Origin of the sequence: Enterobacter sp. R-1.6.2 (assembly GCF_035064085.1) — a bacterium.
In the GTDB taxonomy this organism is placed as follows: Bacteria; Pseudomonadota; Gammaproteobacteria; order Enterobacterales; family Enterobacteriaceae; genus Enterobacter; species Enterobacter asburiae_B.
Map to the genome: position 1 here is coordinate 148,541 of NZ_JASEYI010000009.1, position 15,462 is coordinate 164,002.

The window sequence follows — 15,462 nt, forward strand, 5'->3', positions numbered from 1 at the left end:
AGCTCCAGTCCTTGAAGCTGATTGAATTGTAATGCACTCCTGCACAGTGCGCAAGTGCGTTTTTGTCTGCGGTTAATATTACCTTGGCGATGGCTGAAGGGAAGTGGGATGTATGGCTAAAGATGAATATTTCGAGGTAGGTTCCAGTTCTGACGTGCGGTTAAATACCCGGCGGCGCTGCGCTTGCAAGGGCCTCCGGGTATGTAGGCCGGGTAAGGCGGAGCCGCCACCCGGCGATTGACTATCGCTCCCTCAGCGCCTCTTTCGCCCGGTTAAACGGCTTGATCAGATAATCCAGCACCGTTTTCTCGCCGGTCTTAATGTCCACCGTCGCAATCATCCCCGGCACAATCGAGAAGTGCCTGCCCGCCTTATTGACCAGGTAATCCTGGCTGGTGCGGATAAACACCCGGTAATAGAACACTTCCGGCTTGGCCTCGTCCTGGATGGTGTCCGGAGAGATCGTTTCGACGACCCCGTGCAGGCCGCCGTAAATGGCGTAATCGTAGGCGGTGATTTTAACCAGTGCCTCCTGGTTCGGGTGGATAAAGGCGATATCGCGCGGCGACAGGCGGGTTTCAATCAGCAGGTGATCGTCCACCGGCACAATCTCCATCAGCTCGCCGTTGGGTGGGATCACGCCGCCGATGGTGGTGACCTTAATGTTTTTCACGATCCCGCGTACCGGAGATTTTACCGTCAGACGGGTGACGGAATCCTGGCGGCCTTTGAGGATCGCCGAAACCATATCCACCTCGGCGTTGGCCTTGGATAACGCCTCCCGGGCCTGAACGTAATACTGCGAGCGTACGTCGGTGAGCTTCAACTCCAGATCGCTTTTCTGCCGCTGCAGGCGCAGCACCTCCACGTGGCTGGCGGCACCGGTTTTCACCAGCCGCTGGGTGATAGCCAGCTCCTTATTGGCGAGATCTAACGCGGCGCGCAGCTCCCGTTGGGTATCCTCCAGCTGCGCGCGGCGGGAGTTGTAGAGGCGCGTTTCGTCAGCAATCAGATCCGGCCACTTTGCCAGCGAAGGGGGGAACTTCAGCGGGAGATCGTTCACCTCGGCGTACAGGCGGGCGCTGGAGGCCAGTGAGGCCCGGTAGCGCGCCGCGCTTTCGCCGACGTTCGATTCGGAACGCGTTGGATCGAGCCGCGCCAGCACCTGCCCGGCCTGCACCTGATCGCCCTCGTGGACGTTCAGCTCGGTGAGGATCCCGCCGTCGAGAGACTGTAAGACCTGCTCGCGCGAGCTGGGGATCACTTTACCCGAGCCGGTTGATACCTCATCCAGCACGCCAAACCACGCCCAGACGCCCAGCACCACAAACATCAGCAGCGAGAAGATCACGATCCGACGCGCGCCGGTATAGCCGCTTTCGGAGTCGAGGGCGTTATCCAGATCGTCCATTGCCGCCACGTCACGCTGACTGATTTTCATTTTTCCACTCCCGTCCGGTTGCTGCCTGCTGCTGTTGCTGCTGCATACGGCTGTTGTTCAGCGCCTGGGCTTTTGGCGCGTCCATCACCAGCATCCCCTCTTTTAACACCACGACGCGCTCCACCAGTTCCAGCACCGGCACGCGATGCGTGGCGACAATCAGGGTGCGATGCCCGAGCCAGTCGCCCAGACGCTGGATGAATTCCCGCTCGGTGTGCTCGTCCAGCGACGCGGTGGGTTCATCCATTAGCACAATATTCGGATCGCGCAGCAGCATCCGCGCCAGCAGAATCGACTGGCGTTGCCCGCCGGATAACCCCACGCCGTTTTCCATGATCGGATAGTCCAGCCCCTTGGGCAGCTTCTGCACGAAGCCTGCCGCGCCGGTCAGCTCCAGCGCCTCGAAAATCTCTTCGTCGGTGGCGCGCGGCATGCCGAGGGTGATGTTTTCGCGCAGGGTGCCGTAAAACAGCCGCGCGTTCTGGGTCATAAAGCCGACGTTGCGCCGGACGTCGGCGACGTCGAGATGCGGCAGGCTGAAGTTATCAAGCCGCAGCTCGCCGGCCGCCAGATCCATTCCGCCCGCCATGGCCTGCAGCAGGGTCGATTTGCCCGCGCCGTTGCGCCCGAGGATCGCCACTTTCTCACCCGGTCTGATCTCCAGCCGGTTAATGCGCAGCGCCATGCGCGGATCGTCCGGCTGATAGCGGAACTGCGCCTGCTCGAAGAGGTAATGACCGCGCAGCACGTCCTGGCGGATCGGCGTCTCCTCGCGCTGATTTTCGGTGGGAAGCTGCATGATGATGTCCAGCCCTTCTTTTGCCGCTTTGACCTGCTGCCAGCGCGCCAGCACGCCGCACAGCGTCGCCATCGGGGCGATCATGCGGGAGGCCAGCATCGACGCGGCGACCACCGAACCGGTGGTGAGGGTGCCGTCGATCACCATCGGGGCGCCGACCACAATCACCCCGGCGTAGACCAGGCTCTGAATGGTCATCCCCCAGCTAATCAGGTTCTGCGTCAGCTCGCGGGTGCGCAGGCCGGATTCCGCGGTGATCTGGATATAGCTGTTCCACTGCTGCAAAAAGCGGTTTTCCGCCTGCATCAGCTTGATGTCCTCCAGCCCCTGCACGCTCTCCACCAGCACCGCGTTGCGCAGGGTCGATTCATGGGCCGACTGCTTTGCCAGCTCCGCCAGCTTCTTCTGCAGCAGCAGGCCGGGCAGGACCATGATCACCGCCGCGACCGGGGCGATCCACGCCAGCTGCGGGGCGATGATCGCCAGCACCACCACGAACAGGAGAAAGAACGGCAGGTCGACAATGGTCGAAATGGTGGACGAGGTGACCATCTCGCGGATCTGCTCCAGCTCGCGCAGCTGAGAGATAAAGCTGCCGGTGGAGCGGGGGATCGCGCTGTTGCGCAGCCGAAGCGCGTGGCCGAAGACGCGATCCGAAACGCGCATGTCCGAGCGCTTGCCGAGCAGATCCATAATGTGCCCGCGCGCCACGCGCAGCACAAAACCAAACAGGGTGGCAATCAGCACCCCGATGGTCAGGACGTAAAGCGTCGGATAGGACTGGGCGGGGATCACCCGGTCATAGACCTGCATGGAAAAGACGATCCCGGAGAGCGACAGCACGTTGATAAAGAGGGCGGCCAGCATGACCCAGCTGTAGGGGCGCAGGTCGCGCATCACCAGCCGGTAGAGCCAGTCCGGGCGGTATTTTGAGATATAGGCATCCACGCGGCTGTCCTTCAGCGCGGCGAGTGGACGCAGGGCAATGACGTGGCGGATAGCGGGCAGCATCGCCGTCATCGACAGCCGGTTGGTGTAGGTGTCATCGTCGAAGAAGCTGATCTCCAGCGTATCGTCCCCGTCGAAATGCTCGATCACGCCGATCCTGCCGTCATTCATCGCCACCACCACCGGCAGACGCCAGCTGTTGATCGCCTGCCGATCGTCGGTAAGGAGCTGAAACGACAGCCCCGCTTCGCGGGCCAGCTGGGTGAGGGCGGGCACCATCGGTTTGCCTTTCAGCCACGGCGCGCCTGCGATCAGCGCGCCGGGGGAGCAGGCCACGCGGTAGCGCGTGGCGACAAAACCGAAGGCCTGTGCCCACTGCGCCAGCGCCTCATCCGTCATCGTTTCGCCCTGCGGGATTTCGCGTTGCTTCATGGCTGGATCTCCACGGTCTGGATGGTGCGGTTATCAAGATCGAACGCGTGACGCAGCTGCCCGGTGTTATACAGGCAGTTGAGCTGCAGCTGGTGCAGCTGACCGAGGGTCTGCTGCTGGGTGAAGCGCGCCTGGTAGACCTCCTGCTCGGCGTTGAGCACGTCGAGGAGCGGGCGCGAGCCGAGATCGAGATACTGCTGCTGGTACAGTTCGCGGGTGCGGGCGCTGAGGGCTTCCTGGCGACCCTGGATTTGCAGCGTGCTTTGCAGGCTCATCACCTGGCTGCGGGCTTCCAGCAGTTTCTGGCGGACATCAAGGCGCGTGCGCTGAACGGTGGACTGCGCCGCCTCCACCGCGTGTCCGGCAGCGTTACGCCGGGCGGTGAGGCCGCCGCCCTGATAGAGCGGCATCTGCACTTTCACCCATGCGGAATACTGGGTGCGATCCCGGGTTTCGCTCCCCGCGTAGCGATCGTTCATGTAGTGACGCACCTCCGGCTCCAGCGAGACGGTTGGCGTCATCTGCGCGTCGGCGTAGTCGAGGTTAGCCTGGGCGACGTTAGCCTGCGCCCAGGCGGCAAGTACCGCGGGAACCAGACGGTCATCCGGCTCGGCGATGTCGCAGCTCCGGCCCAGCTTTTGCGGAAAGTCATTGCTGATGGCGTTCAGGCTGTTCCAGCCGAGAAAGCTCATCAGCGTGGCGCGGGCGCTGTCCAGGCTGGCCTGGTACTGCATCAGCTGGGCGCGCGCGCCTTCGATACGGGCATCGGTCTGCACCACGTCAGAGAGCGACGTGGCCCCTTCGTCGTTACGCTGGCGGGTCAGCGTGCCAATGGAGGAGAGGGCGTCGAGCTGCTCTTTAGCGGTCTCGACCATCTGCTGCCAGGTTTGCACCTGCACCATGGCGATGGCGGTATCGTGAGCGATGGTGTCGATACTCACCAGCACGTTGGCCTGCTGCTGGGCAACGCCCGCGCTCTCGGCCCGCACCTGGCTGTCCACTTTGCCAAAGTCGTAGAGCATCTGTGAGAGAGAAAGCACCAGCGACGGCGTAAAGCCGTTCTGGTCGCCGTCGTGGGAATAACCGTTGTCCACGCCGGCATTAATCTGCGGATAGTATTTTGATTTAGCGACGTCCACCTCTTCGCTCTGCTGGTAGAGTTTCCCCACGGCTTCGCTGATGGCCGGGTGCCAGGTGACGGCGCGGTTGACGGCATCGCCAAGCTGCAATGAACCGGGTGCGGCTTTGCCAGCCGCAGGTGCGACGCGGCCATTGAGCGAGGGGAGTTCCTGCGTTTCGCGAAGCTGTCCGGTATTGATGATTGCCGCCGGGTTCGCGCAAAGAGCGGGCACAGATATCAGGCAGCACGAGAGCCACCAGTGAGGCATCTTCATTCCCATGTCATGTCCCTATTAAAAAGAGTATGTCTTTATTATTTATGCCCGGGCGCTGTGCGCCCGGGTCATCTCTTGCAGGTGCTATCAGGTAATGATGTGCTGCTGGTTAACCAGCTCGTCGTAGGTGGTCTGAACGCCATCAAGCGTAACGAGCGTGGTATTAGTGTAGGTGCCTCCCGCACCGTCACGGTCGATGGAGATCACGGTATTGCCATTACTATTAGTGACATGGAGATAATTCCCCAGCGTCGCGGCGCTACCGTTCCAGCCCACCAGCAGATCGCCGATGTCGATTTTGTCCCCCTGCGCCAGCGAGAAGCCGGTCCAGTGATCGCCCGCGGTGCTGCTGACGTTACCCGCCGTGGCATTCCCCACCGTACTGTTCAGCACCTGGTAAATCAGCGTATCGCCGTAAGCCGTACCGGTGATGGCGTCGTTATGTTCCGAACTGATGAACTGCGGCGCCATATTGATGGTCAGCGTGGCGCTGTCCGTTCTCCCGGTAGAGTCGGTCAGGGTGTAGTTGAAGGTCTCCTTCGACGTCATGGATGAGAGCGATACCCCGCTGTTGAGGGTATAGGTGTAATGGCCGTCAGCGCCGATCGCCAGGACGCCGTAATGGCCGGTGATGTTCACCGTTGCGCTGCCGGTATACGGATCCAGCGTGGTGGTCACGCCGTTGTACCCGGTCACGCTCAGACGGGTATCCACCGAGTGGAGCTGATCCAGCACGCCGCCAGAATCGGTGCCGTCAAAGATATTGCCGTTGACGGTGTGGCTGCCGGTGACGTCGAAATCACTCAGCGAGTAGGTGGTGCCGTTCACGCTTGGTGTGATGGTGATGTTCCCCACGCTCAGCCCCGGTACGCTACCGGTAAAGTTCAGCGTATAGGTTCCGGCGTTCAGATCCAGCCCGGTGAGCGGGATGTCGATATTGCCGCCCAGCAGTGAGCCGCCGCTGAAGGAGCCGCTGCGTATCACGCCCGAGCCGTCGCTGATGGACCAGTTTACCGTTAGCCCGCCCAGCGCCAGCAGCGAGGCCACGTTAAAGTGGAGCGACACGTTGTGCAGCGCGGTGTTCGCGTCGACCACGAAGGTTCCGCTGCCGGAGCCCTGGGTTGACGAGAGCAGGGCCGTCGTCCAGCTGGCGGTGCCCACGGTCGTATCCGAGTATGCCGACGTGTGGTGCACCGAGGTGAGGTCCATCGTGGCGCTGACATCGTTCACCGCATCCATCGCCCGGGGGGTTGGGGTGATGTTGAGCGATGCCGTATCCTTCGAGCCGTCAGGCGCGGTAACGGTGTAGACGAAGGTATCCGGCGTGCTGATATGGTCCGCCCCCACGCCGCTTCTCAGGGTGTAGGTGTACTGTCCGGACGAATTGATGGTCAGCGTGCCGTATTCCCCCTGAATGGTGGTGGTTCCACTGCTGTTAACCGCCACGCCGTTCACTTCGGTGACCAACGTGCCCGCCGGAACTGGGTCATTCGCCAGCACGTCGCCCGTGGTGGTTTCGCTGATGCTCGCCACGCTGTAGACATGATCCTGCAGGACGCTCAGCGTGTAGCCCGTCAGGACGGCGATCCCCGATGCGGTATTGAGTAAGAACAGGTACTCCCCGGCCGGCAGATTCAGCGTCAGCTGGGATGACGAGCCTCCCAGCAGCGGAGCGCGCAGCCAGCCCGACTCGACGCGAACCTGCTCGAAGGTCTGGGTGGCGTTGTTGAACTTATAGACGTACAGATCGAATACCGACGCCAGCGCCACGCCGCCCACGGAGGCCTGGATGGTCATGGTGCGGGTCGTGCCTTCCTCCACGTTGTAGATAATCGGGTTGGTCATGTCGTCCAGCAGGTTAAGCCCCAGCGTGCTGCCGAGATTAATGCCCACCAGGGTAAAACCGTTCTGAGACGAGGCGCCGTTATTAATCTCGCTCACGGTGGTGTCAAAGGTCAGCGAGGCCGTATCGTCCACCGCCACAATGCCGTTGATTACCGTACCGGCACCCAGAGACAACACCAGCTGCGCCGACGCGCTGACGCCGTTATGGGTGATGGTGTAGGTGAAGTTCTCCGTCCGGCCAACGACCGCGGCGCTGGTGTCGGTCAGGTTGTAGGTGTAGCTGCCGTCGCGGTTGATGGTCAGCGTACCGTATTTGCCCTGGATCACCGTGCCGTCGGCGTTCACGCTGGTGGTGACGCCCTGGGCGTTAGTGACTGCGGAAACGGTGGTTCCGGCCGGCGCGTTGTCGCTGCCGGCTGTCGGGTCCGTATCGAGGATCACGTTGCCGTTGAGGCTGGTATCGCCCGTGACCGTACCCGGACCGGTCTCTTTCACCGCCACGTCGAGGCTGGTGTAGGAGCCGGTCGCCAGCAGGTTGGTGTTGTAGCTGAGCACGCGATAGTTGCCGTCGGCCAGCCCGGTCAGGTTCAGCGATACGCCGGTTGCGCCGAGGGTAAGGAGATCGGCAAACTGCGGTTGGCCGGTATCCACCACGGTGGTCCAGGCGCCGTTGACGTAATGCTGAACCACCAGCTCAAGGGTGTTGAGCAGAGAGAGAACCGCGCCCGTGGCGTTGGCGTTCACCACGATATCCGCACTGCCGCCGCTGCCCACCGTGAAGTTGACCTGGGCCGTATCATTGCCCAGCAGCGTCAGGACGTTGCCGACGGCGCCGACCAGCAGGAAGCCGTAATCGCTGTACTGGCTGTTGGTCACGGTTGCCGTGGTGCTGAGGTTCAGCTCTTCGACGTTATTGCTGGCGGAGAGCGGCACCACCGGCGCAAGGGCGGAGCCCGGCAGCGAGGTGTTGCCCGCGGCGTCGGTGGCGGTGATCTGCAGCGTCTGGCCTTCGGTCTGTTTGTTAATGAAGGTGTAGGTGTAGGTGCCGTTGCTGCCCGCAATGGCGGTCACCGTCGAGCCGTCCGCAAGGCGGATCGCGACGGTGCTGCCTGCTTCCGCAGTCCCGGTCAGGACGCTACCGTCAGCGTTGAAGGTCCCGGTCGGCGCCGTTGGAGCGGTCGTATCGACGATAATCGTCGTCACGGCTGACGCCACGCTGGTGTTGCCCGCCGCATCGGTGGCCGTGGCGGTGAAGTTATGCGTGCCTTGCGCCAGCGTGGTGGTTTGCGGCAGGGTCCAGTTGCCGCTGCCGTCGGCGGTCACCGTGCCCACCAGCGTGATGCCATCGTAGATCCGCACCGTGGCATTCGCTTCGGCTGTTCCGCTCAGCGTTGGGCGCGTGTCGTTGGTCGGATTCGTACCGCTCACCGGGCCGGTGACGCTGCCGACGTCATCAATGACCGAACTGATGACCGGTGCGCCCGGCGCGAGGGTATCGACGTTAATCACGTACCCGGCGGTCGGCGCGCTGGCGTTGCCCACCGCATCGGTGGCGGTAAAGGTCAAATTGTGCGGACCGTTGCCCAGCGCCGGGGATGGCGTAAAGCTCCACGCCCCGCCGGTCGCCGTCACGCTGCCGATTTGTACGCCGTTATCAAAGATTTTCACCGTCGAGCCGGCTTCCGCCGTACCGCTGAGGGTTGGCTGCGCGTCGTTGGTGAACCCGCCGTTCGCCACCGGCGTCGCCGCATTGCCTACGTCATCCAGAATGCTGGTCAGCACCGGCAGCGCAGGCGGCGTGGTGTCGACGGTGAGGCTAAAGCTGGTGGACGACACGCTAGTGTTGCCTGCCGCATCCGTCGCCTGCGCGGTGAAGCTGTGCGCGCCCGCGGTCAGCGTGGTGTTGAGCAAGATACTCCAGCTTCCGTTGCCATCCGCGGTGCCCGTTCCGACAAGGGTGGTTCCCTCATAGATCTTCACGGTGGCAAACGGTTCGCTGGTTCCGACAAGGCGCGGAACGGTGTCGTCTGTTGTTTGCCCGGACGTAAGCGGACCGGTGATGGTGCCCACGTCGTCTATCGCCTGGCTGATAACCGGCGCGTTCGGTGCGGTGGTATCCACAATCAGGGTAAAGTCCGGCGAGTTCAGGCTGACGTTGCCCGCTGCATCGGTGACCGTGGCGGTCCAGGTATGGCTGCCGTTGGTCAGCGGCGTTGACGGCGTAAAGCTCCATGCGCCGGTACCGTCCGCCTGAACGGTGCCGACCGGCTGCCCGTTCTCATACACGGTGACCGTGGCGTTGGCGGTCGCGGTGCCGTTTAGCGTCGGCGTGGTGTCGTCGGTGCTCTGCCCGGAAGAGAGCGAAGTTTGAATGCTGCCCGCGTTGTCACCCGCGGTCGAAATGACCGGCGCCGACGGCACGCCCGTATCCACCGTCAGGTTAAACGGTGTCGTCGTGCTGCCGGTATTGCCAGCCACGTCGGTGGCGTTGAAGGTGATGGCGTGTAGACCTTCGCCCAGATCGGTACCCGGGGTGAAGGTCCAGCTGCCCTGGGCATTCACCACCGCAGTGCCAATTTCGTTGCCATCAACGATCACGTGCACGGTAGAACCCACCTCGCCCGTACCGTTGAAGGTTGGGCGCGCGTCGTTGGTGCTGTTACCCGACGTGAGCGCCCCGGTGACCGGACCGACGTCGTCAATCACGCTGGTCACCACCGGTACGCCGGGAGCGGCGGTATCAATGGTAAAGGTGAAGACCGATGAGTTAGCCGAGGCGTTGCCTGCGGTATCCGTTGCATACGCGCGCAGGGAGTAGCTGCCGTCGCCCAGCGGCGCGGTCGGCGTAAAGGACCAGTTCCCGCTGCCGTCAACGATCGTCGTGCCAATCTGCGTGCCGTTATTCATGATGTGAATCGTGCTGCCCGCCTGCCCGGTGCCGCTGATGGTCGGGGTGCTGTCGTTGGTCACCTGGCCGCCGGTGAGGTTACCCTGGACGCCGCCAGGGACGTTGTCGCTCACATTATCCAGCGTCGGAACCGTCGGTGCCGTCAGGTCTACCACCACGCTCCAGGGAGCTGAGACCGCGCTGACGTTGCCCAGCGGATCGGTCGCCCGGACGGTGAAGCTGTGCGAGCCTTCGCCGAGCGCGGTGTCAGGGGTAAACGTCCACGCGCCGGTGCCGTCAGCCGTTACCACGGCAATCTGGGTACCGCCGTCGAAAATGGTCACCACGCTGTTTGCGTCCGCTGTCCCCGAAAGGGTTGGCGTGGCGTCGTTCGTCTCGGTGCCGCTGACCACCGTGGTGGCGGCGTTACCGACGTTATCCGTGACGTTGGTGATGACCGGCGTGGCGGAAACGGAGTCCACCACGACGGTGAAGCCCGCCGAAGGACCGCTCTGATTCCCCGCCGGATCGGTCTCGCGGATGGTCAGGATATGGTTGCCTTCAGTCAGGACGGGCGTGGTGTAGCTCCAGGTGCCGGTATTGCCGACCTCCGCGGTCCCCAGCAGCACGCCGTTGTTGTAGATGGAGATGGTATCGCCGACCGCGCCGGTGCCGGTGAGGGTCGGCTGGTTGTCGTTGGTGGTCTGGCCGCTGGTCAGCGGTCCGGTGCCCGGACCGACGTCGTCAATCACCGCGCCGATAGCCGGCGTGCCCGGTGCGGTGAGGTCGACGGTGACGCTGGCCGCCGGAGAGCGGCCGCTGGTCTGGCCGTTGAGGGTCGCCGTCACCTCAAAGGTGTGCAGCCCTTCGCCAAGCGCGGCTGGCGTATAGCTCCAGTTGCCGCTGCCGTCGGCGGTCACCGTCGTCAATGGCGTCGCGCTACCGTCCTGATAGATGGTAATCAGGCTGCCCGCTTCGGCCGTACCGGTAAGCGTTGGCGTGGTGTCATTAGTGGTTTTGCCTTTCACATCGCCAGTAATCGGGTCTGCATCATCGACGATCGCCGTGATGACGGGCACCTGCGGCAGGTCGAGCGGTGAATCGACGACGACAAAAGGCACGCCCGCGCTGGCATTCCCTGCGGCATCCGTAGCGGTCACGGTCAGCGTGGTCGGATCCAGCTGCGCCGGGCTCAGCGCAATGGAGAAACTGCCGTCGCTGCCGACAACGCCGGTACCAATGACCGTGGAACCGTTTGTCACGGTAATGATGCTTCCCACGTCACCGGTACCGGTCAGCGGTGTTCCTTCATCAGCCAGCAGCATGTTGCCCGGATCTGCCGGGGCGACGGTATCTACCGTCACGCTCAGCGGCGCTGAACTGCCTGAGAGATTACCCGCGGGGTCGCGGGAAGAGACGGTGAAGGTATGCGGGCCATCCGGCAGCGTCGTGTCGGCAGTCCAGCTCCAGGTGCCGCCCGGCTGGACCGTCACCAGCACCGTAGATGGCGTGCCGTCTACGGAAACGATAACCGTGGTACCGGGTTCACCGGTCCCGGTAAGGGTTGGCGTGCCGTCCTTCGTGTAGAGCACGTTATTAGACAGCTGGCTGTCAGCTACGGCGCTAATGACGGGGATCTCAGGCGCAACGGTATCGAGGGTAACGGTAAAGACCGAACTCGGCGCGCTGACGTTACCCGCTGCGTCCACGCCCGCCACGGTAATGTTGAGCGGACCGTCCGTTTGCGTTGGAAGCGTCAGGTTCCATTCCCCGTTAGCCACCACGACACGGCCCGCTTCGACGCCGTTGTTGTAGACGATCACCGTCTCACCGTTAACGCCGGTTCCGCCCACTGTCGGTGTGGTATCCGTGATGTAGCCACCGTTCGGCTCACCGCCCACTGCACTAATCACCGGCGTATCCGGCGCCAGGGTATCCACGATTATGGTAATCGCTGGAGAAGGGTCAGAGACGTTGCCCGCTTCATCGGTGGCGGTGGCGGTATAGGCGTGGCTGCCCTCGGCAATGTCGCTGCCCGGGCGCCAGCTCCAGTTGCCGCTGCTGTCTACCGTGACGGTGCCCACGACGGTTGATATGCCGTTGACGGTGTCAGTGATGTTGATGACGTCGTTAGGCGTGCCGGTGCCGCTCAGGACCGGGCGCGGATCGTTGGTGGTTCCGCCATCGGGTACGGGGCCGGTGATCTGGGTGACGCTGTCGGTGACGGTCGGTGCCGCAGGCGTAGCCGGCGCTTCGGTATCAATGGTGATGGTTACCGGCTGCGACGGGGCGCTTTCGTTGCCCGTGCCGTCCACGTTGGTGACGGTCAGGGTGATGTCATAGGTACCGCCGGACAGTGGGGGTGATGGCGTCCACGACCAGCTGCCGGTATTGTCCACGACAGCGTCGCCGATTTTGGCGCCGTTGTTGTAGATCGTCACGGTATCGCCCGCCGTGCCGGTACCGCTCAGGGTTGGCGTGGTGTCGCGGGTGGTTTCGCCCGGGTTTAGCGTTGTTGCTGTTCCGTCAGGATTGACGGTGATGGCCGGGACGTCCGGCGTGGCAGGCGCGACGGTATCCACCGTCAATACAAACGGGCTGGAGATGGTGGTATTGCCTGCGGCATCCGTGGCGTGAACCGTCAGCGTATGCGGGCCGTCGGTGAGCGGGGTAACGGGCGTAAAGCTCCAGCCACCGCTGCCGTCGAGGGTGGCGGTACCGAGCAGGGTGGCGCCGTCATAAACGGTGATCACCGCATCAGCCGGGGCGGTGCCCTGCAGCAGCGGTGTGGTGTCATCCGTGGTATCGCCGCTGCTGAGCGTGCCCTGAACGCCGCCGACGTCATCGGTCACGGTGGCGATGGTTGCCGCCGCAGGCGGCGTGGTATCGACGGTCAGGGTGAAGCCACCTGACGGCTGGCTGGTGTTACCCGCCGCATCGGTCGCGACAACGGTAAAGGTATGAGGCCCGCTGCCAAGAGGCGTGGTGAGGGTATAGGTCCACGTGCCGTTGTCGTCGACCAGGACCGTGAAAAGATCGGTGCCATCCAGGCGGATGGTGACGCTTGAGCCAGGTTCAGCCGTGCCGTTGAGCGTCGGCGTGGTGTCGTTGGTGCTGTCGTTGGGGTTGAGCGCGCCGAGGCGTTCCGGCACATCATCCAGCACCTGGGTAATGACCGGGGCGGCAGGCGCGACGCTGTCAATCGTCAGAGTCCAGGTGTTGGAGACGCCGCTGGTGTTACCTGCCGCATCGGTCGCGACGGCGGTCAGGGCGTGCGGGCCCTCGGCGATAGGCGAGGAAGGCGTAAAGATCCATACGCCAAGACCATTGGCGACGGTCGTACCAATAGCAACACCGTCCACGCGCACGGTGACCGTCGCGTTTGCTTCGGCGGTACCGCTGAGCGTCGGGGTGGCGTCGTTAGTGGTCTCATTAATGTCGAGCGAGCCGGTGCGACCGGGAACATCGTCCACAACTTGTGAAATCACCGGGGCGCCAGGTGCCGTGCCGTCGACGTTAATTGTCCACGGGTCTGATAACCCGCTTGGGTTACCGGCGGGATCCGTCGCCTTCGCGGTCAGCACCCAGGTGCCATCGGTCAGCGGTGCGGGCGGCGTAAAGCTCCACAGGCCGGAGGAGGGAACAACCGTCGTACCGAGGACATCGCTGCCGTTATAAATCGTGATGGTCGAGCCCGCTTCGCCCGTCCCGTTCACGGTCGGGGCCCGGTCGTTGGTGAGGCCGTTCTGGCCCACGGGGCCGGTGGTGGCCTGCACGTCATCCATCACCGACACGATAATTGGCGTCTGCGGTGGGGTAATATCCGGTGACGCCGCGGAGGTTGCGGGCCCCGTGTTGCCCGCCGTGTCGGTGGCGTCAGCGGTCAGGATTTCGCCGTTGAGCTTCGGCGGGGTCAGCGTCAGGCTAAAGTTCCCTTCGCTGTCGGCAATAACAGTGCCAAGGGTGACATTACCTTCACGGATGGTCACCGTGCTGCCAGCTTCCGCGATGCCGCTGATGGTGCCGCCATCATTCGAAACCTCGAGATTACCCGGGGCAGACGGCGGCGTGGTGTCCACGGTGAAGATGACGGGCTCTGAGGTAGCGCTCAGGTTTCCGGCGGCATCGGTTTCAGTGACGGTTATGGAGTGTGTCCCGTCCGGGAGCGGGCCGTTCGGCGTGACGCTCCAGGTGCCGTTGGGCAATACCGTCGTTGTGCCAACCACCACGCCGTTATCGTAGATGGTGATGGTTCCGCCGGGCTCGCCGGTTCCCGCGAGGATGGGCAGTGAAGCATCGGTAGGCGCGACAGACGTGATGGTTCCCTTGATCAGGCCCGTATCGTCGGTCAGCACAATCGCGCTCGGCGCGTCCGGCGGAGTAAGATCCACTGTAAGGGTAAACACCGGCGACGCTGGCCCGGTGTTGCCGGCGGCGTCGGTTGCCCGCACGGTAATCTGGTGAGTGCTTTCGCTCAGGTCAACCGACGGGGTAAAGGTCCAGGTGCCGTTGCTGGCGACGACCGCCGTACCAATGGCGACCCCGCCGTCATAAATCGTCACGGTCGAGCCCGCTTCGCCGGTGCCGGTAAGCTGCGGGCGCTGATCGTTGGTGCTGCCGCCGTTGCTGACTGCTCCCGTCTGCGGGGCGACATCGTCCGTTACGCTGGTGATTGCTGGCGCATCGGGCGCGGTGGTGTCCGGCGCGTTGAGCGTTGTGCCCGGGCTGGTATTCCCGGCGTTATCCGTCGCGGTGGCGGTCACCTGCTCACCGTTGGTCAACGGTGTGCCGAGAGAGACGGTAAAGCTGCCGTCGCTGCCCGTTTTTCCTGTGCCAATGACGTTGCCGTTCGCGTCTCTCAGCGTGATGGTACTGCCGGGTTCTGCGGTACCGGTGACGGTTTTGCCATCTGAAGAGAACTTAAGGCCGGAAGGCGCGCTCGGTGCTGTCGTATCCGCATCGGCCGAATTGTTACTGCCGCCACTATCACCGCCGCCGGTGCTTGCCGCCGCCGCGATGCCGCCCGCTGCGGCAATTCCGCCCAGTGCCCATGGCAAGATGGCTGCACCACCGGCGTCGCTCCCGGAGGCCGCAAGCAGCACGTCCGTAGACGCGATGGATTCGTACGTGGCGGCTCCGGTCGGATCTTCAATCCACCATAATGCGCCGTTGCTGTCCTGCAGTACCAGCTGGCTCACGCCCTGCGCGTCCGTGACGTAGAAGTTTTTAAGGGTGATCACCTCGCCGGAGTGCAGCGTAACCAGCAGATCGTTACCGTTTCGCGCGAAATGGGAGACGCTCGCTCGCTCGACATTAAGCTCAACGATAGAGGAATGGCTCAGGGTAACCTGTGTGCCTTCCGTGGTCGTTTCCACGCCAGTAAGTTTCGATATAACAGAGATTTGGCTCATTTAGGCATTACTCCAGCAGATGTGTCATGAACGGCGAGCAAGACGAGCCATCTCTGCAGAAGGTAAAGGGCGCCCCCGGCGCAGTCGCTGTTATTACGCAGCACTGACCGTTGTTTTTAGCGCGCACGATGCCCGCCAGAATTCAGAGTGGCAACATCAGAGCGAATCTAATGACTTATAAAAGAGAACAGTTTTTATGGGTGTTTTGTATCGTGCAAAACCCTGTAATTAATAGGGGAATTATTTTTTAGAATATAAAAATGATATAGACAGAAAACGAAGGTTGTGCAAATTAAGCTTTCGTA

4 protein-coding genes are annotated in these 15,462 nt (G+C 62.8%); all 4 read right to left on the minus strand.

Features of this window, described 5'->3' with window-relative positions:
* Window positions 1–241 precede the first annotated feature (241 nt).
* The 4 genes from QMN93_RS12100 to QMN93_RS12115 all read right to left on the minus strand — a co-directional run bounded on the left by QMN93_RS12100 (window position 242) and on the right by QMN93_RS12115 (window position 15,157).
* On the minus strand, window positions 242–1,411 hold the full coding sequence (locus QMN93_RS12100) for an HlyD family efflux transporter periplasmic adaptor subunit (protein ID WP_086374946.1): 1,170 nt from the start codon (window positions 1,409–1,411) through the stop codon (window positions 242–244).
* Between the two features lie 10 nt (window positions 1,412–1,421).
* Window positions 1,422–3,620, minus strand: coding sequence for a type I secretion system permease/ATPase (locus tag QMN93_RS12105; RefSeq protein WP_182382597.1), 2,199 nt, complete (start codon window positions 3,618–3,620; stop codon window positions 1,422–1,424).
* Window positions 3,617–5,020 (minus strand): TolC family outer membrane protein, encoded by a 1,404-nt coding sequence (locus QMN93_RS12110; RefSeq protein WP_039263438.1) that lies wholly within the window; start codon window positions 5,018–5,020, stop codon window positions 3,617–3,619. The genes QMN93_RS12105 and QMN93_RS12110 overlap by 4 nt, the downstream gene beginning before the upstream one ends.
* An 81-nt stretch (window positions 5,021–5,101) precedes the next feature.
* Window positions 5,102–15,157 (minus strand): BapA/Bap/LapF family large adhesin, encoded by a 10,056-nt coding sequence (locus QMN93_RS12115; protein WP_193139841.1) that lies wholly within the window; start codon window positions 15,155–15,157, stop codon window positions 5,102–5,104.
* Window positions 15,158–15,462 lie beyond the last annotated feature (305 nt).